At 32.7% G+C, this 26,603-nt stretch carries 30 protein-coding genes and 6 tRNA genes; 4 read left to right on the top strand and 32 right to left on the bottom strand.

Going from position 1 to position 26,603, the window contains the following annotated elements:
* Positions 1 to 156 precede the first annotated feature (156 nt).
* A complete protein-coding gene (locus LN736_RS06320) occupies positions 157 to 1,155 on the top strand; it encodes a DnaD domain protein (protein ID WP_150358469.1) in 999 nt (332 codons plus the stop codon).
* Positions 1,148 to 2,134: an ATP-binding protein gene (locus LN736_RS06315; RefSeq protein ID WP_179978196.1), complete on the top strand. Its 987-nt coding sequence runs from the start codon at positions 1,148 to 1,150 to the stop codon at positions 2,132 to 2,134. The genes LN736_RS06320 and LN736_RS06315 overlap by 8 nt, the downstream gene beginning before the upstream one ends.
* 116 nt (positions 2,135 to 2,250) lie before the next feature.
* Here the strand turns inward: LN736_RS06315 and LN736_RS06310 are convergent, their stop codons facing one another.
* From LN736_RS06310 to LN736_RS06300, 3 genes are read right to left on the bottom strand one after another with little or no spacing between them, the layout of a single operon-like run.
* Positions 2,251 to 3,396 (bottom strand): HlyD family secretion protein, encoded by a 1,146-nt coding sequence (locus LN736_RS06310; protein WP_229981232.1) that lies wholly within the window; start codon positions 3,394 to 3,396, stop codon positions 2,251 to 2,253.
* A 37-nt stretch (positions 3,397 to 3,433) separates the two neighbouring features.
* Positions 3,434 to 4,453 carry an ABC transporter permease gene (locus LN736_RS06305; protein WP_229981231.1) on the bottom strand — a complete coding sequence of 340 codons (1,020 nt, stop codon included), beginning with the start codon at positions 4,451 to 4,453 and terminating at the stop codon, positions 3,434 to 3,436.
* Positions 4,450 to 5,178 carry an ABC transporter ATP-binding protein gene (locus LN736_RS06300; protein WP_150356491.1) on the bottom strand — a complete coding sequence of 243 codons (729 nt, stop codon included), beginning with the start codon at positions 5,176 to 5,178 and terminating at the stop codon, positions 4,450 to 4,452. The genes LN736_RS06305 and LN736_RS06300 overlap by 4 nt, the downstream gene beginning before the upstream one ends.
* 135 nt (positions 5,179 to 5,313) lie before the next feature.
* Between LN736_RS06300 and LN736_RS06295 the strand changes: the two genes are divergently transcribed.
* Positions 5,314 to 5,874 (top strand): TetR-like C-terminal domain-containing protein, encoded by a 561-nt coding sequence (locus tag LN736_RS06295; protein ID WP_150356490.1) that lies wholly within the window; start codon positions 5,314 to 5,316, stop codon positions 5,872 to 5,874.
* Positions 5,875 to 5,929: 55 nt separating this feature from the next.
* On the opposite strand, the gene LN736_RS06290 is transcribed toward LN736_RS06295, so the two are convergent.
* The 26 genes from LN736_RS06290 to LN736_RS06165 form a co-directional block, all read right to left on the bottom strand.
* Positions 5,930 to 6,005 (bottom strand) — tRNA-Thr (locus tag LN736_RS06290).
* 305 nt (positions 6,006 to 6,310) lie between these two features.
* On the bottom strand, positions 6,311 to 6,835 hold the full coding sequence (locus tag LN736_RS06285) for a hypothetical protein (protein ID WP_229981230.1): 525 nt from the start codon (positions 6,833 to 6,835) through the stop codon (positions 6,311 to 6,313).
* A gap of 30 nt (positions 6,836 to 6,865) precedes the next feature.
* Positions 6,866 to 7,531: a hypothetical protein gene (locus LN736_RS06280; RefSeq protein WP_229981229.1), complete on the bottom strand. Its 666-nt coding sequence runs from the start codon at positions 7,529 to 7,531 to the stop codon at positions 6,866 to 6,868.
* Complete coding sequence (locus LN736_RS06275; protein ID WP_229981228.1) at positions 7,531 to 7,722, bottom strand: hypothetical protein; 192 nt, start codon at positions 7,720 to 7,722, stop codon at positions 7,531 to 7,533. The genes LN736_RS06280 and LN736_RS06275 overlap by 1 nt, the downstream gene beginning before the upstream one ends.
* Before the next feature lie 2 nt (positions 7,723 to 7,724).
* A complete protein-coding gene (locus tag LN736_RS06270) occupies positions 7,725 to 7,988 on the bottom strand; it encodes a hypothetical protein (RefSeq protein ID WP_229981227.1) in 264 nt (87 codons plus the stop codon).
* Positions 7,981 to 8,301, bottom strand: coding sequence for a hypothetical protein (locus tag LN736_RS06265; RefSeq protein WP_229981226.1), 321 nt, complete (start codon positions 8,299 to 8,301; stop codon positions 7,981 to 7,983). Before LN736_RS06265 ends, LN736_RS06270 begins: the two co-directional genes overlap by 8 nt.
* Positions 8,302 to 8,552: 251 nt before the next feature.
* The gene (locus LN736_RS06260) at positions 8,553 to 8,930 is read right to left on the bottom strand and encodes a hypothetical protein (protein WP_229981225.1); all 378 of its coding nucleotides are present in this window, start codon (positions 8,928 to 8,930) and stop codon (positions 8,553 to 8,555) included.
* A 17-nt stretch (positions 8,931 to 8,947) separates the two neighbouring features.
* A complete protein-coding gene (locus tag LN736_RS06255) occupies positions 8,948 to 9,451 on the bottom strand; it encodes a hypothetical protein (RefSeq protein WP_229981224.1) in 504 nt (167 codons plus the stop codon).
* Complete coding sequence (locus tag LN736_RS06250) at positions 9,451 to 9,669, bottom strand: hypothetical protein (protein WP_229981223.1); 219 nt, start codon at positions 9,667 to 9,669, stop codon at positions 9,451 to 9,453. Before LN736_RS06250 ends, LN736_RS06255 begins: the two co-directional genes overlap by 1 nt.
* 21 nt (positions 9,670 to 9,690) lie before the next feature.
* Positions 9,691 to 11,334: a phage tail tape measure protein gene (locus tag LN736_RS06245; protein ID WP_229981222.1), complete on the bottom strand. Its 1,644-nt coding sequence runs from the start codon at positions 11,332 to 11,334 to the stop codon at positions 9,691 to 9,693.
* A gap of 534 nt (positions 11,335 to 11,868) precedes the next feature.
* Positions 11,869 to 12,159 (bottom strand): hypothetical protein, encoded by a 291-nt coding sequence (locus tag LN736_RS06240; protein WP_229981221.1) that lies wholly within the window; start codon positions 12,157 to 12,159, stop codon positions 11,869 to 11,871.
* A complete protein-coding gene (locus tag LN736_RS06235) occupies positions 12,159 to 12,509 on the bottom strand; it encodes a winged-helix domain-containing protein (protein WP_229981220.1) in 351 nt (116 codons plus the stop codon). Before LN736_RS06235 ends, LN736_RS06240 begins: the two co-directional genes overlap by 1 nt.
* The gene (locus LN736_RS06230; protein ID WP_229981219.1) at positions 12,487 to 12,702 is read right to left on the bottom strand and encodes an NUMOD1 domain-containing DNA-binding protein; all 216 of its coding nucleotides are present in this window, start codon (positions 12,700 to 12,702) and stop codon (positions 12,487 to 12,489) included. The genes LN736_RS06235 and LN736_RS06230 overlap by 23 nt, the downstream gene beginning before the upstream one ends.
* Positions 12,703 to 12,819: 117 nt before the next feature.
* Entirely contained in the window at positions 12,820 to 14,013 is a 1,194-nt protein-coding gene (locus LN736_RS06225) for a DEAD/DEAH box helicase family protein (RefSeq protein WP_229981218.1), read from the bottom strand.
* A gap of 1 nt (position 14,014) precedes the next feature.
* Entirely contained in the window at positions 14,015 to 14,320 is a 306-nt protein-coding gene (locus LN736_RS06220) for a hypothetical protein (protein ID WP_229981217.1), read from the bottom strand.
* A gap of 2,841 nt (positions 14,321 to 17,161) precedes the next feature.
* Entirely contained in the window at positions 17,162 to 17,497 is a 336-nt protein-coding gene (locus LN736_RS06215; RefSeq protein ID WP_229981216.1) for a hypothetical protein, read from the bottom strand.
* A complete protein-coding gene (locus LN736_RS06210) occupies positions 17,498 to 17,761 on the bottom strand; it encodes a hypothetical protein (protein ID WP_229981215.1) in 264 nt (87 codons plus the stop codon).
* Positions 17,739 to 18,290, bottom strand: coding sequence for a hypothetical protein (locus LN736_RS06205; protein WP_229981214.1), 552 nt, complete (start codon positions 18,288 to 18,290; stop codon positions 17,739 to 17,741). Before LN736_RS06205 ends, LN736_RS06210 begins: the two co-directional genes overlap by 23 nt.
* A gap of 6 nt (positions 18,291 to 18,296) precedes the next feature.
* Positions 18,297 to 19,250 (bottom strand): tyrosine-type recombinase/integrase, encoded by a 954-nt coding sequence (locus tag LN736_RS06200; protein ID WP_229981213.1) that lies wholly within the window; start codon positions 19,248 to 19,250, stop codon positions 18,297 to 18,299.
* Between the two features lie 140 nt (positions 19,251 to 19,390).
* Positions 19,391 to 19,467, bottom strand: a tRNA-Asp gene (locus tag LN736_RS06195).
* Positions 19,468 to 19,486: 19 nt separating this feature from the next.
* Positions 19,487 to 19,562 (bottom strand) — tRNA-Val (locus LN736_RS06190).
* Positions 19,563 to 19,571: 9 nt separating this feature from the next.
* Positions 19,572 to 19,646 (bottom strand) — tRNA-Glu (locus LN736_RS06185).
* 128 nt (positions 19,647 to 19,774) lie between these two features.
* Positions 19,775 to 19,851, bottom strand: a tRNA-Asp gene (locus LN736_RS06180).
* Positions 19,852 to 19,955: 104 nt separating this feature from the next.
* Positions 19,956 to 20,030 (bottom strand) — tRNA-Glu (locus tag LN736_RS06175).
* Positions 20,031 to 20,219: 189 nt separating this feature from the next.
* Positions 20,220 to 21,035 carry a pyruvate, water dikinase regulatory protein gene (locus LN736_RS06170; RefSeq protein ID WP_150356489.1) on the bottom strand — a complete coding sequence of 272 codons (816 nt, stop codon included), beginning with the start codon at positions 21,033 to 21,035 and terminating at the stop codon, positions 20,220 to 20,222.
* 14 nt (positions 21,036 to 21,049) lie between these two features.
* A complete protein-coding gene (locus tag LN736_RS06165) occupies positions 21,050 to 21,430 on the bottom strand; it encodes a CoA-binding protein (protein ID WP_150356488.1) in 381 nt (126 codons plus the stop codon).
* Positions 21,431 to 21,594: 164 nt separating this feature from the next.
* Between LN736_RS06165 and LN736_RS06160 the strand changes: the two genes are divergently transcribed.
* Complete coding sequence (locus LN736_RS06160) at positions 21,595 to 22,824, top strand: BaiN/RdsA family NAD(P)/FAD-dependent oxidoreductase (RefSeq protein WP_150356487.1); 1,230 nt, start codon at positions 21,595 to 21,597, stop codon at positions 22,822 to 22,824.
* 18 nt (positions 22,825 to 22,842) lie between these two features.
* On the opposite strand, the gene LN736_RS06155 is transcribed toward LN736_RS06160, so the two are convergent.
* The 3 genes from LN736_RS06155 to LN736_RS06145 all read right to left on the bottom strand — a co-directional run bounded on the left by LN736_RS06155 (position 22,843) and on the right by LN736_RS06145 (position 26,538).
* Positions 22,843 to 23,598, bottom strand: a complete 756-nt coding sequence (locus LN736_RS06155) for an acyl-[acyl-carrier-protein] thioesterase (RefSeq protein WP_229981212.1) — start codon at positions 23,596 to 23,598, stop codon at positions 22,843 to 22,845.
* Between the two features lie 179 nt (positions 23,599 to 23,777).
* Positions 23,778 to 25,064, bottom strand: coding sequence for an adenylosuccinate synthase (locus LN736_RS06150; protein ID WP_150356485.1), 1,287 nt, complete (start codon positions 25,062 to 25,064; stop codon positions 23,778 to 23,780).
* Positions 25,065 to 25,134: 70 nt separating this feature from the next.
* A complete protein-coding gene (locus LN736_RS06145; protein WP_150356484.1) occupies positions 25,135 to 26,538 on the bottom strand; it encodes an NAD(P)/FAD-dependent oxidoreductase in 1,404 nt (467 codons plus the stop codon).
* Positions 26,539 to 26,603: the final 65 nt, after the last annotated feature.

Genomic DNA, 26,603 nt, shown 5'->3' with positions numbered 1-26,603 from the left:
AATCAATCTAATTTTAGCATGATAATTAACCTTTGTCAATATACAGTAATTTCCACAATAGCTATCCATTTCATTGTTATACTTTTCTTATTTTGATATAATGATTTATTATAGTAGCTTTTTAAAAATGGAATTTATAAGAGGCAGGTAAAAAATATGAGTACTTTTGTATTTAAAACTAATGAAACAAACTATACACCTGTAAGCAATATCTTTATAGATAAATTTATGCCTAAGGCCCGGGGAGAATTTGTCAAAGTATATCTCCTGGGACTAAAATATTGCAAATCTGGTGAATTAGGTGTCAGCTCTCAAGTTATGGCAAGTGCTTTACATCTTTTAGAAACTGATGTATTAAACGCCTGGAATTATTGGAATGACGAAAATGTTATTAAAATGATTCCTATTGACAACATGGGAAATTACAATATAGATTTTCTAGATTTAGCCGATAGAAAAACAGAAAATGAAAATAGCATAAATTTATTAGAAGAACTAAGTAAAGATTCTATAAAAGATATGCTGGAAGATATAGAAAAATCCACGGGAAGACCTCTATCTTCAGAAGAAATGACTATGTATATAAGCTGGATAAATGACCTCAATTTTTCCCCTGAAGTTATACTTCTCCTAGTTCAATACTGTACATCAAAGGGTAAAACAAACAGCAGATATATAGAAAAAACTGCTCTATCCTGGTTTGATGCAAAGATAAAGAATGTAAATGATGCTCAGATTTTTATAAAAAACCGTGAAGATAGATGGATTAAAATAAGAAAAATTCTAAATTATCTTGGTATAAAAGACGGAGAAATAATGAAGCCACAGGAAGAAATGCTTTCAAAATGGATTGAAAGCTATAATTTTTCTCTAGAAATAATATTCAAAGCTTGTAATATATGTTTTGAGAGAATAAATAAAGCTGATTTTAAATATATTGACGGAATATTGACCAGTTGGAATAAAGATAAAATTAGAACTTTAGAAGATATTGAAAAAAAAGATGTAAAAAAAACACCTCATAATAACTTTAGAAATAGCAATAAAAATATTGGAAATAGAAATTCTAAAAGTACTTTCAATAATTTTAAACAGAGAAATTATGATTTTGACGATCTGGAAAAAAAATTGTTAGGATGGGATAAAAATGATTAAGAGCTACCATTCACAAATAATTAAAATGTATGAAAAAATAAGAGAAGAAGATGAAAAATCTTTGAACATACGAAAAGAAGAAATCAGGAGAAAACTTCCTGAGATAATTGACATACAAAGATCTATAGGAAAGCTCAGTCTAGAATTGTCAATAAATATATTAAATAACGTCGAAAACAAAGATAAATATTTAAAAGAGTTAAAAGAAAAAATTACAGATTTGAGAATTAGGAAATCTGAACTCTTGGCAATTAATAATTATCCTGTAGATTATCTCGAAATACATTATCAATGTCCTAAATGTAAAGACACTGGATTTATAGGCCACCAAAAATGCAGCTGTTATAAACAGAAACTTATCAAATTATACTATAATAATTCTGATTTAATAAATATATTAAATAAAAATAATTTTGACAATTTTAATTTTCAAGTATATTCTTCTTTAAAAAGTAAAGGAAATCCGACCAGCCCCAGGAAAAACATAGAGAGAATAGCCTCTATATCCTGGAATTACATAGAAAATTTTTCTTCTTCTAAGGAAAACTTGTTATTTTACGGCAATCCAGGCACGGGTAAAACCTTTTTATCAAATTGCATATCAAAAGAATTGCTGGATAGAGGTTTTTTAGTAGTTTACAGAACTTCAGAAGATCTAATAGAAGACTTAAAAAATATAAGATTTAAAAATGATACTAATTTAGAAGATTTCCTTATGAACTGTGATTTACTTATAATAGATGACTTGGGTTCAGAACAAATAACAGATTTTTCTAAAACTGAACTATTTAACATTCTAAATAGAAAATTATTAAAACAAAAAAAAATGCTTATATCGACTAATTGTGACTTAGAAGAACTTTTAAAATCCTATTCTGAAAGAATTTCCTCCAGATTACTGGGAGAGTTTACCCTATGTAAATTCTTCGGAGAAGACATACGCATAAAACAAAATATACAAAATAAGAATTTAAAATAAAATCCACTTTATCTAGATAGGGAGAACAGGCATGGGATCATATTCTAAATTGATCTGTGCCTATTTCCCTTATATTTTTTAATTCTCTAGAAAAATATTCAAAGTTCTATTTTCATTTATTTAAATGGGATTTCAACTTCTACAGTCATACCAGACTTTAATATCCCAGTTTTATCTTTTATGGCAATTTTTATCTTAGTAGTTATATGATCCTTATCTGAAGTTGATTGTTTATCTTTAGGTGTGTATCCTTTCTTAAGATCAATATAATTTATCTTTCCCTTCTGTATTCCCAGTGATGTTTTTACATTCACATACTGATTATAGTGTATTTTATCCAAATACTTGTCCGGCAGATAACAGATGACATACAGATCGTCTGTCACCGCTATGTCCGCAATATTACTTCCCGCAGTCACTATATCACCTAATTCAAAATTTTTACTTATTATAATTCCATCGGACAATGCGGTTATATTGTATTTGTTAAGCTCATTTTTTGCCTGGCTAAGCTGAGCTATGGATTGATTTAGATCTTCTTGTGACGCCTTGATCTCATCGTCGGTAGGGCCATTTTCAAGAAGTTTCAGCTGGGCGTTTGCTGCCTCATAATTTGCACTGGCAGTTTCAATGGCCTGAGAGGTAGAGCCCTCCTGCATTAAATTTAACTGCTGTCTGGCATTGTCCAATTTTGATTTTGCAGACAGGAGCGTATAACTTGAAGTATCCATTTTTAACTTAACATCTTCCAGTTCTTTTTGAGATATGGCTCCTGATTTATTTAAAATCAAATATTTTTCGTAATCTGATTTGGAGTTATCATATTGAGTTTGAGCAATATTTAAATCCTGCTGTGCAATTGAAACATTGTTTTGTGACTGATTTATCTGTTCCTGTCTATTCCCCGATTTTAATAAATCAAGTTGGGCACCTGCAGCCTTGACTTGTGCTTTAGCCTGTTCAATTTGTTCAGTACGGGTGCCTGCATTTAATGAAGACAATTTTGCCTTTTTCATATCAACCACTGCCTGTAATTGAGCCACCTGATATTTTTGACTTGAATTATCTATAAGAGCAATTAGATCACCTTTTTTTACTTTTTCACCCTGATTTTTATTCATTTTTATTACCTTGCCGCCAACAGTGCTGCTTACAGAAACAGTATTGTCAGCAATATCACCTTTTAAAGTTATAGAAGATTTACTTCCACAACCTGTTAATATAAATGCCGCAAATAGAATACATATATATATTCGTTTCATAAAACTCTCTCCCTTATCATCCTAAAATAATTCTATTTTAAATTCTGCGATATTTTTTGAGTGCCAATATATTTAATACAATAAAAACCATACAAATCCCTATTAAAATAAAAATATCTGTCCAGATCGAAGCCATTCCCCTGCCCCGTATCATGATCTGTTTTAAGGCGTCGGCTGAATAGTACAACGGCATAAATTTCCCAATTACTTGAAGCCAGGTATCCATAGTACTCATATCAAATAGCCCGGAAAAGAACACCTGCGGAACTACAACAAGTGGTATAAATTGTATCATCTGAAGTTCATTTTCCGCAAATGCAGATAGAGCAGTTCCCATAGTTAATGCTACCATGGCAGTTAGAAATGTAATTATAAGTACTAAAATAAAAGATCCCACCATCATCATATTTATAACATTGATTGAAAACCAGGCTATAAGAGCTGCCTGTATTATAGTAAAAATACCAAACCCCAAAATATATCCCAGTACAATTTCCCATCTACGTATTGGAGTAGCAAGCAGTCTCTCAAGAGTTCCCTGGGTACGTTCTCTTAGAAAAGAAACTCCAGATATTAAAAATACAAAGAAAAACACAAAGAAACCAATAAGTATAGGTCCAAAATTGTCAAATGAAGTCATATTCTCATAACCATATAAATAAGTTACATCTGGTTTAATACCTAGGTTTGCATCTTGAATACTGTTTTGAACCAGTACAATAACTGCTTTGCTTTTCCCCGGATCGCTTCCCTCAAGCGTAATATATGGAATTCCTCTCTTATAATTTATGACCGCATCCAATTTTGATTCTCTTATAAGCATATCTGCTTCACTTTCGCTGTACCTGCCTACAACTGCATACCTGCTCTCCAATCTGTCTATAAAGCTCTCAGGTGCATTTATAACGCCTATTTTTGGATCATACTGAACTCCATTAAAAATATATGACATCAACGTCAATACAAAAATAGGTGCCAATATCATAAGTGCAATAGTCCTCCGGTCATTTCTAAGCTGACGCAAGATACGTATAGTAAGTGCGGCAATTCTCATCATTTAGCACCTCCATAGTACAGAAAGGCTTCTTCTATTGTATTGGAATCAGTATTTTTTTTAAGCACATCAGGAGTGCCTGCTGCAATTACCCTTCCATTACGTATCATGCAAAGGTTATCACATTTATCAGCTTCGTCCATCACATGAGTTGTAATTATGATGGTAGTACCCTCTTTGCTTAACCTGTCCAACTCATTCCATATAGATTTCCGAAGCACAGGGTCGATGCCTACTGTAGGCTCATCCAAAATAAGTACTAAAGGCTGATTTAACATTGCAATAGCCAGTGACAGACGCCGCTTCATTCCACCAGAATATTGATTGACTTTCTTCTTTAAATGTTCAGATAAATTTACCAATTCCATGACTTCATCAATACGCTTTGTACAATTTTCTTTAGATATATTGTACATGGCAGCAAAAAACTTCAGATTTTCCTCTGCAGTTATATCTCCATAAAGGGCATCAGACTGTGCCATATACCCAATTTTATTCATCATTGAAAGTTTAGGCATTTCCTCTCCCAGTACATAAACCTGTCCCTTTGTAGGCACATCAATTCCCGCGATCATTTTAACTAGAGTTGTCTTGCCTGAACCTGAAGGTCCTAGAAGTCCGAAGATCTGTGAACAGGTCACTTTCAAGTTTATATTGTAAAGTATTTGATGCTTTCCAAAGCATCTATCTACATTTTGAACTACTACACTATAAGAACTATGCTCCATAGTATTCCTCCTCATATGCTGATTATACTACAGGGATGACTCTACATAATAAACATTTTCTCCAATTCTGTTGATTTTTATTTTACTTTACGTGTAAAATGTTAATGAATTCAACTGAAAGCGAAGTGAGCATCCATGACTTCAAAAACAAACCAGTTACTTAAAGACACCTTTATTGAACTATATACACATAAGCCTATAAACAAAATAAGCGTAAAGGAACTATGCCAGAAATCCAGTTTAAACCGCGGAACATTCTACAATTACTATGAAAATATAGATAATCTGTTGGAAGAAATAGAGGAAGGATTACTTTCCGACTTAGTAAATATAATAAAAACAGAAAATATTATAATCCATAAACAGCAGGATCTTGATATTTTTTTAGAAACCATAAGAAAAATATTCAACTACATAAAACAGCACAGTAATTATTTTAAAGCTCTCCTTGGTAAAAATGGAGATAATCTATTTACATACAAGATAAAAAGTACCATGAAAAAGAAACTTTCTATAAAATTCAAAGCAGAAAAGAGAAATGTAGGAAATTTAAATGAATATCTGCTGGAATACATATCTTCTGCGAATATAGGAGTTATAACATATTGGGTTGAAACAGGAATGAAAACAGATCCGGAAGAACTAATAGGCTTGATGATCAAAGTACTGTTTAAAGGACCTTTTAATATAAGATAATAATGTATTTAAATAAAAAATAGGCTTTACAGCTAAGTACTGTAAAACCTATCCATGGTGCTGGCAGTAAGCTTCGAACTCACGACCTACTGATTACAAGTCAGTTGCTCTACCAACTGAGCTATGCCAGCGTACATGGCGACCTATTTTGGACAAGTAGACCACCTATTTATTGTTTTTTAACATGATCTTAGTATAGCATGACTGTTTTTTGATTGTCAATAGTTTATTTTTACCTCTGAGACAGTATATTTTGTCCCTACCTTCTATATGACGTATACAGCCCGTTTAAGCCCTATTACGATTTTGCATACCTCTATGATACCTGTTTTAATTTTAAACGGCAAATAAAGACAATCTGACGTGATGAAATTGTGACTTTATAGATAAAAAAAATTGAGGAACAAGTTTTTACGCTCATTCCTTAATTCTTTCTCTATGCTTCCTCAATGGCTTTTAAAAGTTCGTCAACATCCACATCTTCATGCTTGTCTGTTTTTCTTAAAATTTCTGCAACATCTGATGTATGTCTTAAAATTGTTTGTGAGGCGTCAATTAAATTTTTGTTTGAGGATTTTGGATCCTTTAATATCCTTCTCAAAGTCTGTATAGCTTCTCCATGTGCAACAGATAATAGTTCATTCATTCTATCGCTATACATCTTTTTAAATTCGGGGGAGTTTCTTATTTTACCTATTGTCCACCTATCTACCCCCAATTCTTTACTTAATTGGGCATTGCTATATCTGAAGTCATAACAAATATATAAAAGTAACACAGCACACAGCTCGTTTTTATTATAGCTGGTTCTCTGAAGGTTAACTTCAGGTAGTTCTTTACCTTCCTTAAATTCTATAATTCCTTTATCCTTCAGTTCTTTCATATAGTCTTTTGTTTTACTTTTACATAAAGTAGATAATATGGGTAATTTATCTTCTTCATCAGATTTTCTAATATTCATACGTGAGGGTTTTACCTCCTTTCAAAAGTTTTAGCGTTGTATTCCTCTTTTAGCATAATCAAACTTTTGAAGGATATTACTAGTGTTATCCGTGTTAGGAAATAAAATTCCTGCTTCTGGTGCTACTGGATTCACCATTCTCAAATTTTTATGAAAATCTATTCCAGTTGTTAAATCGTTTCTTCCTGCTGTATACTTGCATATTCCATTAAATTTCCCTACAGCATTATATACTGCACTTCTTGCTGTAATAAGTTCTCTAAATAGTTCTTCCTGCTGATTCCTTAAATCTGCTAATTGATTCCAGATAGCTTTTTCATCTATATTTTTAAAGGTTGCTACATCTTCTCTTATCTGTGCAGAATAGGACTCTAATAATGATTGAAATGTGCTATTTTCTTTAGGTATTTTTTCAAGTCCTGCCAGTCTCTCTTTTTCCTGTGAAATAATCGTTTCATAGTTTGATATAGTGGCTTCAGATTCATTGATATCTGTCCTGTAAGTATCTGACGGACTTAATAAATTTTGAGCATACAGATTTTTTAAATTCTCTTTCTCACTTGTTAAACTTGTTTCTGCCTGTGATATCTTCTGTTTTGTTGCTTCTACCTCTGCTTTATAGTTAGTTAAAAAAGTTTCTATTTCTGACATATCTAGTATGGAAGTTTCTCCATCTTTTAATAATATACCTGACATTAATTATCTTCCTCCTTTAAAAATTGTTTTAATGCTAAAATTCTGGTATTCAGTTCTTTTATCTTTTTAACTGCAATAGGTGAACAATCGACAGTTTTATGCTCCTGTATAGATTTGTACAAATTCATTATAAGAGCCACATCAAATTTTATTTGCTGATCTATTGCATATTTTACATGTTTATTTAACACTATTATTCTTGTTCCTCCTGTCCTGCGGATTCCTTAGCTTTCTTTAATTCTGCCATATATAAACCTAACTCGAGCAAGCTAGCAGGCTTAAGTTTCTCACCTCTGGAATAAGCTTCTTTTAATTTTTTGTATCTTTTTTCTTTTAATGACAATTCCTTTATTTCTTCGCCATAACCTTCAGTTAATTCTTTCAACCGTTCAGCTTGTTTTTTATTACGAGCCATTATATCCCCTTTTGTTTTTTTAATATTTAATTCTTCATTCATTGTTGCTATCTTCCTCCTTCTCTTTATATACTGCAACAGCTTGCTTGTATTTTACAGACATTTTCTTTTTTAAATCTATAATTTTATAGACTTCCATAACATCATCATACGAAAGCCCTATTTTGTTAAAAAAGATATCATTCAGATGATCCTGTACCTGTGTTGAAATATTATTACGATTCTGAATAATTTGATATAACAAGTTTGGCGAATATTCCCAAAGTCCACTTTCTGTAAAATGTTTAGTATCAGTATTACAATATGAAAGCAGCTCTTTTATAAGTGTACTAGAAAATCTAATCTTTCTTATCAATCCGTTATTACCTCCCTTTCTTTAACATTTAATTTATATAATCCTTGTTACTAACATTTAAAAAAAGTTCAGGGAATATCCTTAGATACCCCCATGCTACACTATGTCAATTTATCTGACACAACAAACAAACAAACGTATTAAGAAGAAAACCTAAAAGATTTTAAAAAAATATAAATTTAAGCAAGTAGTTTGACAGACACTTGCTCATTGTATAATATAGGTAAAATAACTTTTTATAACCTATAATATCAATTTAAATTGTCTAAAAAGTAATCTATGCTACCCATAAACCCATCTTTAAATTCTTTACTCTTTTGGAAGCCTTTGTTAGATCCCTTTATTTTAAAATTTAACCATAAATACATTTTGAACATTTTTCTATTTTTTATTATATTTATATCGGTTTTTTCAGGTATTAATTTCTCTGAGATATGCATGATCATGCTGGCAGTACCTTGTGCAAATCCCATTAGATATTTTACCCCTCTGGATTTTCCTTCATTTGCCTCCATTACATATGCAGATATGATAGTCTCTAAATCATATAGGGAAGTACCCTGTAATCTTTCATTTATAACCTTTTGTGCAAGTTTACATGATTTTCCTTTATTGTATAGCCTTATCATATATTACAATCTCCCTTCTATTTGTTTTCCTTATTTTCTTGAGTATATTTTTTATGAGCAATTTCATATTTCTTTGAGTCAAAAAATTCCAATTTTGGATCTTCTAAAGACATTTCTCTTTTTCTGCGAAGTAAAAGTTGGTCGTACCCAAGTACCGGGAATTCTTCATTTGTAACTTTGTCTGAACTTCTATCATTAAAATAATCTGCAAGTAAAAAATCAGCGCAAGCGGTCAACATTTCTGGACGTAATTGTCGACCTCCTGTAGCTCTTTCATACCAGCTGTTGAGGTGAATAATTTCCTGATTCCGTTCGTCGGGTGTAAAATTCTCACTATCATTTAACAATAGAATAATGTATTCCCAAACTTCACTATCAATGCTGGACAAGCTTCTACCGCTTAACCTTTTTTGGTACTTTTTAGCTGTTTTATCATCAATATTCAGTGTTAGGGGAGATCCTTTGGCTTCAGAATTAATTTTATATCTGTAAAATATATTTGCTTCTCTAATTCTTGCCATTATAAATTTAAGTCCCAATCCAAAGCGTCATAAAATTGTTCACGTCTAAAAAGATTTTCTATTGCCTTATATACTCTGTTACTTACATTTACATGACCATGCACGATTAAAGAGAGTTGTTTACAGGATATTTCAAGCTGCTTAGCTATTTCCTTCCATGTTAAATCATGTCTAGTTTTATAAAGAATTAATTTCTCTATTTCATTTGTAATCAACATCTATACCCACTCCCTTCTCTACTAATCATATAATAAAGATCCTGCTGCTCGTTCTCCTCTTTCCTGTAACTTCTTTATTCTTCTAGCTAATTCCTGAATATCTTCATTTGATCTTATTGCTGCATTGATATTAAAGGTTTGATTAAAGGTGGTATTTCCTGTGCTTTCTTTTGTCGCTTCTGGCATATGACTTGCAATATTGGCTCCTAATTTACCCAAAACATTTGAGTTTAGTGGCAAAATTGCTTCATTATCTTTTTCACCAACGCCGATTAAACTCGCTTCTGTTGCAAGTCCACCCTTTTTATACCAGTTTACTGATATTTTTGGGATCTGTGGTGGATTAAGAGACAGCTTACCTGTAATATTAAAATGTGGTAAAGGTATGTGCGGTATTTGAAAATTAAACGCATTTTTAAAACCTGCTTTTATGTCTGCATATACTTGTTTAATTGTGTTCCACGCTTTCTTGAATGGCGCAGTTATTACTCCCCAGATTGTTGCAGCAACACTTTTAATTGTGTTCCAAGCAGATACAAAACCGTCTCTTATTCCGTTCCATGCCCAGATTGCTGTTTCTTTGATTGCCTGCCAGTTTTTAACTGCTAGTACCGCCAAAGCTATTATTGCCACGCCTACAAATCCTATTGTGCCTATAAAAACACCTAAAGCCCCTATAATTGCACCAACGACGGATATTATTGTTCCTAGACTAGCTATAAAGATTCCCAGATACATTATCAAAGGCATAATCACAGCAACTACACCAGCAATAATCAATATCCATTTTTTTGTAGTATCTGATAACGAATTGAACCACGTGATAAGTCCGCTTATTACGCTCATGACCTTCTGGATTACCGGTAACATAATAGTAAATAAACTTTTTGCTACATCTGCAAGTTGAGCTCTTAAGTTTTGAATTTTGTTTTGATACTGGTCGGCTTCTCTTGCCGCCTGTCCTTGAGCGTCTTTGGACTGATATATTGCTAGATTATACAGTAATTGCATTTTAGTGGTCTGATCTAAGTCTGAAAACTGTCCCTGTAGACCTTCCCTCATCATTTCCTGCTTTATTGTAGTCTCATTTATTGCCAGTCCTAAGGCTTCAGCACTGTCATATTCACCTCTAAACATAGCCATTAGCCTGTCACCTGCTTCTGACATGTCCATGTTTTTAAAAGCGGCGAGATCCGCAGTTAAAGAAGTCATTTTCTCAGAAAAATTTAATGCTGATTTTCCAGTCATTCCCATGTTCTGGCTGTAACTCTGAAAATCTAACAAAGATTGTTTAATAACTGTAGAGTTTAGCCCTATACTTTTTCCAAAACTAGCAGACCAACTATTTGCTGAACTTGCTAATCCTTTAAATACTTGTTTATACGTCGCTTCAAAAGACACCATGTTAGAACCAACGTCTAATATCTGTTTTGTCAATCCTGCAATAGGAAGTGTGATAGCTACGAATCCCTTCGCACCTACATCAGCCATTGAATTACCTACATTCTTCATGCTGTTTCCGACGTTCTTCATACTTGTAGATATTGCAGTAGTACTCTTATTCATGTTATCCTTAATACGTGACATAGTTTGTGTTAATGAATTAAGAGCTTGTATAGCCTGTGAAGTATCGGCTTCTACAACTATTCGTGGATTTTCTGCCATTTATTTCCTCCTTTATATAAGGTAAGTAAAATTCATTACTTTTTTAAAGTTAAACTCTTATATTTAGGTAAATTTCATTACCTTTTAAAAGTTTAACTTTTTCCTACTACTACTTACCCTATATACGATCAAAGGTGAGAGCCTCTTTTATAACCTGTTTTAACTCAAAAAAAGAAGGTATATCAAATTGTGACCTAATTTTCTATTTTTTTCCTCCTCAAATTCTTTAAATGTAATATCTGCAAATTCTTTACCATATATTAAAGCATATTCTTCTTTCGTACACTCTCCATCTTCTAATGCTTCATCACCGCCTAAATCTTCCCAAATTATACTAAAGCGCCTTTCTAATTCTTTATCTATTACATATTTAAGAAGTATTACCCCTATTCTGCTGATATGATAGTATTTTATTTCACTATCGCTAAAATCTTTATAATAATCCAGTATGAAATGTTTTTTATAATCTTTTGCGAGATCCTCTGCTTCTATTCGAAATATCCCTTTTTCTCTGTTTTTTCTATCCTTATCATTTTATTCTTCTACCCCTTCTATATCCTCATCTAACAGATCTGCTTTTAAAACATCTACAATAGCTGAAAAAAGATAGTCTATTCCTGCACTTGACACTAAATAACCTGTCCTATCCTCAATATAAAATTTCTTCACTTCTTCATCTGTAAAACCCTTGTAATCCTTCAATTCCTCAATTAATACTTTAATATCGTATAGTATTGTGTCCAAGTCTGCTCTTATAAAATTAGCAATTTCTTCAGCTGTACAATATTTTTCTTTTGTTCCTCCAATTTCAATTGTTGTGCTCATTATTCATCTTCCTTCCCTTCATCTTCTAATCTTCCATATACATTATTTAGCAGAACATCTAAATTATTTTTAATTTCAGTTATTAAAATTTCTGCTCCTTTTGGTGCTATTCCATAACACAAATAAGAAGCATTGTTATAGCCTAAATAATCACTATCAATAAAATATTCTGGATCATTTAATTCCTCATAACTATCAATTATATTACTGATTAGCCAATATAATTGCTCGTGGTTCAATCCTGCCATCTCTGCAAAATCCCTGCTATTTATATACTTTTTTCCATCTTTTTCTAATTTGCTTAATCCTCTTATATAAGTATCATCATCAAAATTTTTTCTTTCTATCATCTTTTTTTTCCTCCTTTAATTTCCATTTATACCCTCCAGCAGTTTTGTATTTTCCTTTACAAACCTGTGAAATGCTTCTGTAGTCTGTTCCTGTAGCTGCTGCTGCTTGTGACATACTCTCAAATGTTCTAATATATTCGCCTGTTTGCCTATTATATTGACGTACTGGAATTTTATTTTGATAAACTCCCATCCTGTTTCTTTCCCCCTTTCATAAATACATGTAGTTAAATATTTAAACTTGTGACGGACAAAATAAAAAAATATCGGAGAACTTTTTTATTCCCCGATAAAAAATTTTTAGCTATTCTTACTCGCCTAATAACCACTCCGTAAGAAGTCCCCTCATTCTTGCAGACGGTACATAAATATTGATCTTTTTGCCATCTCTTACAGCACTCCTAAAAATCCACTGTAACATCTCATTTAAAGCAATTTTTTCATCATCTATATTGACGCCTTGAGCCTTGAAGAACTGTTTTACATAAGGCTCTGAGAACCTATTTACAGTATATGCTAAAGTATCTCTATCTCTATACTTGTTTGTGGCTCTGGCGTTACATGATAGAAAACCTTTTGTATATCCTTTTCCTTTGAGTACATTTTTATAGTCCTTGAAGGTTGTCCAGAGTATTTGACTACTTTTTGCCTTTATTACATTATGAAAATAGTTGAATAAATTGCCTTTTAACATCTCCAATTTCTTTGATCTTCCCTTGTTGTATTTCTGGTAATAAGTTTTTGACAAAGAATAATCTTCTTCCCCACTCTCATTCAATCTACCTTCATATATATTTATTAGATCTTTATATTTTGAAGTGTCTGGCTTTTTGTACTCCGTCAGCTTGCCATTTTCAACTGATTTCAAATTATACTGAAGATCAAACAGATCAAAATAATTCTTCATTAAAGATCCTTCAAACATATAAGTTAGTACATAAATATTCCTAAAACTCTTGAAAATTTGTACGGGAAATGTCCACATAAAAAAGTCCTCGCCATAGTGATATACATTGTTCATAAAACATTGCTCCATAACATCACGTAAACCACCTCTATAGCTTCTATCTGTGCCAACCCATTTTATCCATTTATCTTTTTCAACGATTGTTTCAGACTTAAAAAGGATCTTAATATCTTCCTTTACAATATCCATCTTTTGCACAACCTCTGCAACTTCATCAACTATAAGATTGTAGCCATAACCTTCAATGAGTTCTGCCACTTCCTCATCACATCTTTTAAAGAGGGCATGAGTAGTGACAATGTTTACTCCAAGCCTTAACAATATCTTTAGCCCTTCCAGTTTTGTCCCCTTGCTATTGTTTGTTTTAGGTGTATAGAAGTTTCTTTCTGGCAATTCCTTTTTAATTCTGTCTATTTCATCTATAAATGGAGTAACAAAAATAAACCTTTCCTCTGGTTGTGAGTGTCTTATTAAATCAAAGCTGTAAGTAGTCTTTCCAGTTCCCATTAAGCTATCAATTACAGTAATATCTGACAATTTATAGCTCTTCTATTCCATTTATTTTTAAGGTATAAACTGTCCCGTCTACCTTGTCTAATTCTGCCAGTCCCTTAAAGTCTACCTTTTTTACCTGTAAATAAATATTTTGAACACCTGTACCAGTTATAGCTTGCATATTCTTTTTACTGATTACAATATTTCCACCTTGTGAAAGAGCATAAGTAAAAAGCTTTAACTCAAAATTCTTTAATTCCCTTGTAGCTGTCTCCAATAGTTCCGCCCAGTTCCTCACATTAATAAGATTGTAGATTTCTCCTGTTTTCTTGTTGATCATTGTTTGCATATTAAATAATCTCTCCTTTTTTTAATTTGTTTGAGATATTAAAACTTTTTACATTTTTCTACCTCAAACATATAAAAAGCTAAACGAACTTTTTATAACCTTAATATTAAAAAAATTTATAAATTTTTATAGTTTTTTATAATAGGTACTCGACTAAATCAGGTTTGAAAACAGTCTTAACACTTTTGTAAAATAAAAAGTGTTAAAATGAAAAATAAATGGCTCAACTGCAACGTTTATAAAGGTCAGCTCTTAAAAGAAAGAGTAGTTATAAAAAATAAAAAACTGAGTTCTTAAAGATATATAAAAAGGATATATGAAAGGTTGAGATACGAGCCATAGGCGAGTAGCTCACGAGCGTAGCGAGGTATAAAGGTCTAAACGGGTAATACTAGCAATATTTAAATTAATAACTTCGCTTCGCTCCGTCATGAATTTAAAATTGAAAAATACCCCCTAAAAAATACCTAATTGATCTTTCTTGTTTTAACAACATAGATAGTAATTAAAGGTACTAGGCGGATCTACTGTAATATAAAGGCTATGCAAGTCTTATGGAATATGCTTGTTATACAATCAAAAAAGATTAAAACTGATTTTGTCAGATATCTCTGTATCTTATGTTCAATATCTATAATAGGTGGGTAATAAGACTTGTCCATGTAACTGTCATAATTGCTTTCCCATTTAAAAGGAGAGGAGAATAATGTGGTTTAAGAAGTACCTATGTAACTGTTATACATCCTTGATATTTGCAGAGGTCTCTCCCTCCGCTGTTTAAGAAGCACCTATGTAACTGTTATACCCCTACATCTTGTGGTTGTGTCTTAACTACTACACTATATATTGATAACTGTTATATAACATGTCGAACACTCAAAAAACCCAAAGACTACCTCTAGCATAAGTCATTTAAAAACTTCCATATCACTTGTAAAAATATTCCAGTATTATCCCAACATCTACCATATCCAAAATTATACATATTTGTTCAACTGTATTAGTGTTATTACATAATCTGTACTAGCCTTATCACTGAAATTGATTCTCAGGTAATAAGCGGATATGTCCATCTGCAAAATAATGTATGTTCTCCTTTGTTTTCCTATCATAAAATCTTTGGAATGATTCTTGCTTGTTGCCTGTTACTCTGTTTTAGGTATTGACTATGTGGTCAACTTCGCTAAATATTCTTTTTACGAAGTTAAGTTTTAATAGTTCATAACCTTCTATCCCTTGGTATAACTAGACTATCAGCTTCAAGTATAAGATCATTTACAATTATTAGGAGGTTATTCAACATGTTTTCCAATTCATAATTACCATTTTTGTAAATATATGTAATAAATGTAGCCTTCTTTGTTGTAGTACATCTGTTTGATATGTAACTAAATGTTAACATTATGTAAACATCTTATTCTTTCCCAACTTTTGGAGAAACACACCATGTATATGTCGAGCTAACCTTCTTATACCTCTTAACCGCCTAACCTGTCTTATTCATCCCCTCTGTAAGTTTTAACGGGTGCTCTCTATAAACATAACTACACCCTTACTATCTCCCTATCCTGCTGCCTACCTACTTATCCTCATGTTAGTGTCTATCTGTATTCAATGTTTACTTAACACTATAACTTATTACTACTCGCCCTCCTCTCCTCCTGCCTACTAGTCCTACCTCCTACCCTATCCCCACTACTGTACTAATCTATATTGCCAAACTGTATTAATTACTTTTATTTACAAATTTATTTTATTTTTCCTTTTTATATTCCTTATATTTCCATATTATAATTTATTTTCAATTCCTACAAACCCTACCAACGGTGGAAGCCCCTGGAAAATACGTGGATCTTACCCTCTTAACAAATACGACACAATTTAAACTTCAACTAATACTCATTATAGCTGTGCTATTGTTTTTCAACTGTGCTTCCATCTTATTAAATGCTGTAAATGCTTTAATGGCTAAATCTGGATTGTTCAATAATTCTTCTGTGGCATACATACCGTCTAAATCAGACGGTTTAAGAAGTAGCTTATCATTAATTTGAACCACCAGTCCCCTAAATCAGGGTAGTGGTTTTAACTCCTCACCGTTGCCACTTTTGGCAACACTTATACACATTTAATCCACAGTATCATCTGGCAATAGATTTTAAGCAATGATATAGTTTGCCCTAGTTAAAGGACAAAACTGCGTCTAGTACATCTGTACATGAGTTTTGAAGTTTCTGACACACTGCTATTGTAATAAGGTTATCCCATGCAAATACCGCCCTGCACATCACCTTATTGCCTAAATCGGTATACCTCTCCTATCTAATTTATTAAACGGACAGATACACCCGTTTGAGGAACATCGATAGAATAGCAGAACTACACGTCATATCCCTGTAGACTTTCTGCATCGGCTCTACAACACCTACTGTATGTCCTTTTTAACGTTGCTACAGTGCATAACAACTCACATATACTCCCTTTAAAAAAGTGAGTCCTGACGAACTCAAAAAAGAGCATAGGAAACACACCCCTTGACATCTTAAATTTTTTGAAATAAAATAGAGACATCAAGAACAGAGTATTTATTGATATTTAATTGTAGTAGAGCATTAATTGATATTCTGTTTTTAATCGTGTAAGAGTAGAATCCAGTTATTACCCATTTCCGGATTCTACTTTTTAATTTCAAATACAAACTAACTATAAAAGATCTTAAAGGTTATATTACTGTTATATAGATACATGCTGGATTGACTAAGTGAAATATGTTATAGACGTTGATATTATCACATTCTCTATGTCCTACGAAATTCATAAGTACCTATATATAAAATGTGACTAGTATATCCCGATTGCTTCGGCAGCTTGTTTCATTGCTTTCTTCTGTTTTTGTGTTGTTGCCCTGTTGATAACATCAAGGGCTTCTTTTTCGTTCTTCGTCCTCAATAGCTGTAATAAAGCCTTGTTATATGGCTTGTTGTTATCCACAATTACCCAAATATAATCGTCTTTAATCATAAGCTTATAAAAGATATCCCAGTATTCTAATTCTGATAAAATAATGTCCCGTTCTTCTTCGTTCTCTGTCTGAATATATGCTATATTATAGTCCAGTACCTTTTTTATAGTTCTTTCACTGTCCCGCATGTTCTGTGGCTTTTTAATTTTAAACATCTATATAACTCCCTGTATTTTACTTATTTCAACATCATTTAAAATGATCGACTCTGTATTTATCTTTGTTATGGGTGCTTCTAATTTTCCATGACCTTTTGTAAGAATAATTGCTGATTTTCCTTTTTCTTTTTCTACAACAAAAATATCTACCCAACATTTGAAAATTTTTACTTCCTGTATGACTATTTTATCTTTATCTATGCAATTATCTTCAAGAAACTTGTTTAAAAATTTATATTCACTGTTGTTCTTTGTTTCCATTTTTTACCTCTCCTTCTTTCCCTGCAATGCTAACTCCTTCAGCTTTTAATTTATTGTAGCTCTGCTGTGCTTCCTGAATTTGACCATTTATAACTTCCATAGCATTTCTAACTTTTATGTTTGAATAGGTCTGTGGCTCCTCTAACATCTTTGAAATTAATCCTAGTTGAGCATAGGTAGTTAATAATCTTTCCTTATATTCGTTTCTTTTGTTTTGTACGGAGATTTTATCAGCAAAATTAGTTTCTAGCTTCTTTAGGCTCGTGATATTAAATTGAATATTGTCATACAGCTTGTAGGTATCTGTATTATCCTTAAAGGTGTCTTTGGTGTTCTTAATCCCATTATCACATATCATCATATTTCTTTTATCCTGCCATGATAAAACTTCACTCTGCTGCTTTTGATCTCCATCTGGTGAATTGGCACAACTTTGTAACCCTACTACACAAGCAATTAAAATTATTATGAATACTACACCTGCTGTAAATTGTTGAACTTTCTCTATATCGACTTTACTATTTTTCATTTATTTTTATCTCCTCCTCCTCATATCTATAAATTCTTTTTTATTCGTATGATTCAATTGCTCCAGTGGGTTCACCTCGTCAAATCCTTTTGATAAATCGTCAGTAAACATATTTATATACTCTCGTACCATCTGTAAACTGCTATGCCCCAAAATCTTCTGCAATTTAAAAACATCACCACCATTTAAAATCCATTTCTTGGCAAAAGTATGTCTGAACCTATGAACTCCAGTTGTTATTACTCCTCTACGCCTGTTATATTTGACTAAATTATGAGATAACTGATCAGTCCTTAGATAACCACCATAAGAATTAACAAATAAATAATCCTCTGGTTCTCCTCCTCTGTAACTCAGATATTCAATCAGTACCATCTTTAAACTACGTGACATAGGTATAATTTGTTGTTTTCTATTCTTCGTATGTGTATAGGTTATAAGTAGATTTTCAAAGTCCAAATCCTGAATCTTCATGCTACACAAAGTTTGCGCCCTGCAACCTGTAGCAATGAGAAAATTTACACATACCCAACACCGATATTCAAGGAATGTACAATTTCGCACATCTGGCTTTTTTAATAATAGCTTCAATTCTTCATCCGTATAAGTTTCTATAATCTTTTTATCCGTCTTTACTAAATGAATTTTAAATCTGTCCATATACCCCAATTTCATACAGTAATAAAGTGTAGCTCTGAGTGTAACCAAAGTTGTATTAATGCTAATATCACATTCTTTTGTCCGAGTTCTCAACGATATTATGAATTGTTCTACAGTATGAGGATTTATTTCCTTTAATTTTGTATCTGGCTTTATGAACTTGAATATTATTTGTGACATTCCCCGATAGTGTTTTATTGTAGCAGGTCTTAAATTTTTAGCTCTACAATATAAAATAAATTCCTCGAATCCTTCGCCTAGTGTCTTGTTTATTACTCTTTTATTCAGTTCTACACGCATAAAAAATGACCACCTACTTACTGTTTAAAATTAACAATAAATAGATGGTCATTTAACCGATCTTATTAAATTTTTACTGACATTCCTCAATCTTCGATTACAAGTCAGTTGCTCTACCAACTGAGCTATGCCAGCGTACATGGCGACTCAGAAGGGTATCGAACCCTCGACCTCCGGCGTGACAGGCCGGCACTCTAACCAGCTGAGCTACTGAGCCACATTAAAACAATTTCACATGGTGGGCACAACAGGGCTCGAACCTGTGACCCTCTGCTTGTAAGGCAGATGCTCTCCCAGCTGAGCTATGCGCCCATATGATTGTGGTGACCCCTAGCAGACTTGAACTGCTGTTACCACCGTGAAAGGGTGGTGTCTTAACCACTTGACCAAGGGGCCCTTATTTTATAAAATTAAAAAACACATTACAATCCTCAACTTAAATGAGTAAGCCTCCCTTCTAGAGTAGACTTCTCATTTAAGTCAATTCATTATTTGCTCTACAAATATATAGATATTTGTATACATGGCGACTCAGAAGGGTATCGAACCCTCGACCTCCGGCGTGACAGGCCGGCACTCTAACCAGCTGAGCTACTGAGCCACATTAAAAAGCTCCACATGGCAGACCCACGGCACTCAAACTATTATGAGTATCTTGCTTATAAGGCAGATACTCATTTAGCTGAGTATGTACCCATATAATTGTGGTGACCCCTAGCAGACTTGAACTGCTGTTACCACCGTGAAAGGGTGGTGTCTTAACCACTTGACCAAGGGGCCTTATACATTCTTCTATGTTATATCCCTGCGACCTGACATAGTCTATAATACAAAATATTCTTTAAAGTGTCAACACCTTTTTCCCAGATTATAAGATTCATTTCCCTATATTTTCTCTAAAATCCTTATATATCAACACTTTAAGAAAATCTTCGAGTTTAAAATTAATTATTCAACTTTCTGCTTACCTTAATAGTTTTTTGTACCTACATACCCTATATACTCCATTATAATAAGGGCGGTATCTTCAATAGCTCTTTTTGTCACGTCTATTACTTTGCAGTGTAATTTCTTTATAAGCCTGTCCGAAAACTCCAATTCCTGAAGAACTCTCTCTTCATCAGCATACTTCAATTTTGTAGACATCATATTATATCTATCCATTCTATGTTTTCTTATTTCTATCAGATGTATAGGATCTATAGTAAGAGCCACAATCTTTTTTCTATCAACTTGAAACAGTTCCTCTGGTATCGGTACTTCCGGCATAAGTGGTATATTCAAAGCTTTTATTCCTTTATTAGCTAAATACATACAAAGTGGAGTCTTAGAAGTTCTAGAAAGTCCCAATAATACTACATCAGCATATCTTATGCCCGAATTATCCTTACTGTCATCATACCTAATAGCAAATTCCACTGCCTCTATCTTTTTATAGTACCGGGAATCTATTTCCCATACAGCACCCGGCCTGTATTCAGGTATCTTATTTAAAAGCCTAGATGCCATACTTATACAGGGCCCTAAGATGTTATTTACAGGTATACCAGATTCTATACACCTCTGAACTAAAAATTCTCTCACTTCTACAAGTACGATAGTAGATATGATCATAATATTTTCTTTGCTATCCAAGCCATTTATAAATTTATTTACATCACTACAGCTTTTTATATACGGTACCCTATGCACTTCTATATCAGAATAAAATTGACAGGCAGTTCCTTTAGCTACAAGTTCTGCAGTCTCACCTATGGAATCGGATACTGCATATATTTTTAACATAAATTAAAACCCTCCTACCTTTGATGTCTTTTAGATAATTCTGCAAGTGCACATCCACAGACAGCATCTATTCCGTTATTATTGCAAAAGTCCAATATTTCCTGGCTTTCTGCTCCAGGTTGTACTAATATCTTATCCACTCCCGCTTCATTTGCTATCTTAACTATATCAATTCCTTTGCTGGGATTTATACACAAATCCAGTACATGGATCTTTGAAAATGCCTTTTTTATATATTCGTGAGTATCTCCAGCAATATTTCTGGGGTTTATTCCAATCACATCATATCCTGAATTTTTTAGAGAATTTACTATTTTAAAGGCATATTTCCCTTCCGTAGAAACATTTCCAATCACCGCCCAATTCTTATAATAGAGAAAATTAGAAGCTTTCATACTCATACACTCCTCATAAAATAATTTCATTCTTAATATTATTATAAACAATTCTCCATAAATATATATATTTTATGGCAATTTATAATTATAAACTATACTAAAAATATCATAAGTAAGTTAAAATATACACTATAGGCTTTATTAAAAAGGAGGTATACCTTTTGTTTCATAATATAATTGTAATTGGTGCAGGTGCTTCTGGCATTATGGCATCAATTACTGCAAAGGACAATGGAAAAGATGTGGCAATATTAGAATCCAAAAATAGGATGGGCAATAAGATCTTATCTACTGGAAACGGCAGATGTAATATAACAAATAAAAATATAATTTTCACTAAATATCACAGTAGAAATCTTGATTTTGTTAAAAATATTTTAAATAAATTTTCCGTTAGGGACACAATCACATTTTTTGATTCTCTAGGACTTCCTCTAACAACTCTGGAAAACGGAAAAATGTATCCTCTTTCCCTTCAAGCCTCATCTGTACTGGATATATTAAGAATGGCAATTGAAGATAGAAATATACCAATTTATTTAAATTCCAAAGTTACTGATATAATTCGCGATAAAAAATATTTTAAACTTTTTTGCCGTGATAAGGTTTATAAATGCAACAAAATCATATTATGCACTGGTGGTAAATCTGCTCCCCATACTGGTTCTGACGGCTCAGGTTTTAATATATGCAAAAATTTAGGCCACAGTATAATAACCCCTCTTCCCGCCCTGGTGCAGTTAAAATTAAGATACGATCACTTAAGAGCTCTATCTGGGGTAAAATTCAATGGATACGTTGAGATATTAGTAGATAATGAGATACAGCAGCGAGAATACGGCGAAATTCTATTTACAGACTACGGCATATCAGGTCCTCCTATATTGGAAATAAGCCGTATAGCTTCCTGTAATTTATTGAATAAAAGATCCGTAAAGATCAGAATTGACATGCTTCCAGATTTAAAAAGAGAAAGTCTGTTAGAATTTTTAGAAAACCATTGGGGAACTTTCAATTACAGGAGCGTTTATAACTCACTTATAGGAATAATAAACAAAAAAATAATACCAATACTTTTAAAAGAAGCTGCAGTAAATGACATCCATAAGCCCTGTTATGAGCTGAGTTGGCGTGAAAAAAAGAGCATATGCAATTTGTTGAAATGCTGGGAATTCATGGTATACGATACTAATTCCTTTAAAAATTCACAGGTCACCTGCGGCGGTGTCAGTACTGATGAAATAGACTATAATACACTTGAATCTAAAAAAATAGAACATCTATACCTAGCTGGTGAAATACTAGATGTAGATGGATGCTGTGGTGGTTTTAATTTACAATGGGCATGGAGTTCTGGTTTTGTAGCAGGGACAAGTGCTGCTGAATCATAATTCATCAGCATTTCTCTCTTATTTTTCATTGGCATCCCAAATAGCTTCTATTACAGATAATTCCTTTCCATTGTTATCAATAATTTTATGTAAAGATATATAACCTTCATCTTGTTTTTTTAATTCAGTAAATATCTTTATTTTTTCACCGTATAGTGCTTCCTTTTCATAAGTTATATTTATGTGCTTTATGTTGTATTCAAGTATTATATTCAGAGGAATAGTTTCCAAAATCCAATCTATATATTTTACATTATTGACATGCTTGTTGGTATCTATGTCACTATATCTTACATTGAAACTTTTTTCTATGGTAAATTTTTTAGGTAATTTCACATTTTTGATTAATAGAGGCTTATTGTCCTTTTCCGTCAATCCAAAAATTTTATACATATCTTCAGTTATTCTCAATATTTTTCTCTTATTGGTATCTATTAAAAGCCATATTGAATTGGCTTTTGCTATCATATTGTCTTCTTTATCAAATACTTCAAAAGTTCTGTAACCATAAAATTTTCTAAAAGAGCAGGCATTGGTCCTCACCCTGATTTTTTGACCATATTCAGGGTAGTGCTTTATATCTATATTCCACTTATACAGCACCCATGCCACTCCATTTTTCCTCGAATAACTCAGTCCACCTCCAACATTTTCAGAATGCTTGGTAGCTATATCTCCAAAGTAATTCACAAGACTGGTTATAAGCAGCCTCTCTTTATAATCTATTTCATAGTAGTTCACTTCATATTCCTTTTCAGCAACTGATCTATTCATTATCTCTCATTCCCCTCAATTGTAATATTTAAAATATAATAGATAAATTTATTTTCATCTCCAGCCACATACTATAATTAATATTATAATACAATATTCACTTTTTCCATAGAATAAGATATCATCTTTAAATAAGTCTTATTACAAAAACTTACTTAAAGATGATATAAACTAATTCTTTAAATATGGCTTACATCTATTGTTTGATCCCTACCTGGTCCTACAGAGACTATAGATATCTTTGTATCTGTGAAATCTTCTATTTTACTCAAATACTTTTTAGCAGCACCTGGTAATTCATCATAGGTCCTTGCATTCTCTATACTCCTGTTCCACCCTTGAAATTCTTCGTATACGGGTTCACATCTAGCCAAATCCTCTAGACTTGCAGGTACATAATCTATAACCTTTCCATTAAGCTTATACCCTATACATACTTTTACTTTTTCAAGTCCTGCCAGAGTATCTATTTTAGTAATTGCAAAACTTGTAAGTCCCGAAAGTCTGGCGCTGGTCTTAAGTATCACCAAATCCAGCCATCCACACCTTCTGGCTCTACCCGTAGTAACTCCATATTCATGACCATTTTCCCTAAGCCAATTTCCTGTCTCATCAAAAAGTTCTGTGGGGAAAGGACCTTTTCCTACCCTTGTAGTATAAGCTTTTGCCACACCTACTGCACCCGTTATCACAGTAGGTCCAATCCCTGAACCAATACAAACTCCTCCTGCAATAGTACTGGAAGAGGTAACATAAGGATAAGTGCCATAATCCACATCCAGCAGAGTTCCCTGTGCTCCTTCAAATAATACTTTTCTTCCATCTTTTATATTTCTATAAACCTCTACTGATATATCTTTTACATAAGGTTCCAATGCTTTTCCATAATTAATGTACTCATTGTATATCGAGTCAAATTCCAAAGGCTTTTCTCCATATACCTTTGTTATTATATCGTTTTTTACTTTTAAATTTTCCCTCAGTTTTTCCTCGAATACATCTTGATGTATGAGATCACATATTCTTATACCGCTTCTCTCCATTTTATCAGTATAACAAGGTCCAATTCCCTTTCCTGTCGTGCCTATATCTTTTTTGCCTCTGGACCTCTCTTTAATACCATCTAAAACTTTATGATAGGGCATCACAAGTTGGGCTCTATCGCTAATAATTAAGTTTTGAGGTGATATATTAACATATGCTTTTTTCAAATAGTCTATTTCTTCAAATAAAGCTTTTGGATCAAGTACCACGCCATTACCTATTATATTGATTTTATCCCCATAAAGTATTCCCGACGGTATAAGATGAAGTTTATATTGTTTGCCGCCTGTTTCAACCGTATGTCCTGCATTGCTGCCACCTTGAAACCTAACAACAACATCTGAATTTTTAGCAAGGTAATCTGTTATTTTACCTTTTCCCTCATCACCCCATTGGGCTCCCAAAACAATAAATGCTGACATAAGAATTTCCTCCCCTTTTTATATAGGTTAATATTTAAATAAATAATTATAATAGAAGCAGATATTTTAGCTATTTTTTAGTTATATCCCTAGCCACTACTACTCCAGTTACCGAGGCCTGCATAAGCCCTCTTGTAATTCCGGCACCATCTCCTATGGCATATAAATTTTTTATAGATGTTTCAAATTTGTCATTGGTTTCAAATTTGCTGGAATAAAATTTTACTTCTACACCATAGAGCAGTGTGTTTTTACTGTAAAGTCCTGGTGCAACATTATTAAAAGCTTTTAATGCTTCAACTATAGATGTCAAATATCTCTGGGGTAATACAAAACTTAAATCCCCAGGAACTGCTGATTTTAAAGTTGGTATAGTAGTGGATTTCTTAAGTCTTGAATAATCTGTTCGCCTTCCATTTAACAGATCTCCCAGTCTTTGAACCATAATCCCTCCTCCCGTAAGCATGTTCCCAAGTTTCGCAATATATTTACCGTAGGTTATGGGTTGATTAAACGGTTCTGTAAAAGATGTAGAAACCAGCATAGCGAAATTAGTATTTTCTGTTCTGAGCTCTTTTTCCTCATAGCTGTGTCCATTTACTACAGCTATGGTACCATCATAATGTTCTTCCGATACAACTCCTCCTGGATTCATGCAAAAAGTTCTAACTTTATTATCAAAAGTGTCTGAATAATATATAAGTTTTGCCTCATATAGATCTTTTGTAAGGTTATCCATTATAGAATTTGGAACTTCCACTCTTACTCCTATATCTACAGCATTGTTGGTGGTTTTTAATTTCAGTCTTTTGGACTGAACTGCAAACCACTCTGCACCGCCTCTACCTGGAGCCACTACTACATAATCTGCCAGAATATTTTTTTCTCCATCTTTATTTTTAATAGCTACCCCTATAACTTCACCATTCTCAACCAATATATCCTTCACCGTGGTAAGCTCACTGAATTCTATATTTATATTATTTAAAAGATGATAATACATTTTTTTCAATACATCATAGGCTAATTCCGTTCCCAAATGTCTAACCGGACATTCTATAAGCCTTATATTATATTTGCTTGCTTCATATTTCACTTTATCTACTTTTTCATTATTTAATCCATATACAGTTTTATTGGCTCCAAATTTTAGATATATATCGTCACAATATTTTATTAATTTCTTACATTCATCTTCTGAAAAATACTCTAAAATCCTTCCTCCTACTTCTGGACTCAGTGAAAGCTTTCCATCAGAAAAAGCTCCTGCACCTGACCAGCCAGAAGTAATACCACATGGATTGCAATTCATACATTTTCCAGTCGTTCTCGCAGGGCATTTCCTGTTTTCTATATTTCGCCCTTTATCAATTATCAATACACTCATGTTCCTATTAAGTTTAGTAATTTCCAAAGCAGTAAATATTCCTGCAGGGCCAGCTCCAACTATTACAACATCATATTTTTCTTTCAAGTAGCATCCCTCCTTCAACATGGTATCAAAATTAGACGCTCCAGTCAACAAAATATACGAATATT

This window comes from Clostridium aromativorans, from assembly GCF_020908015.1.
In the GTDB taxonomy this organism is placed as follows: domain Bacteria; phylum Bacillota; class Clostridia; order Clostridiales; family Clostridiaceae; genus Clostridium_B; species Clostridium_B aromativorans.
Note: the sequence above shows the minus strand (reverse complement) of the source record. Positions and strands in the feature narration are given on the sequence as shown.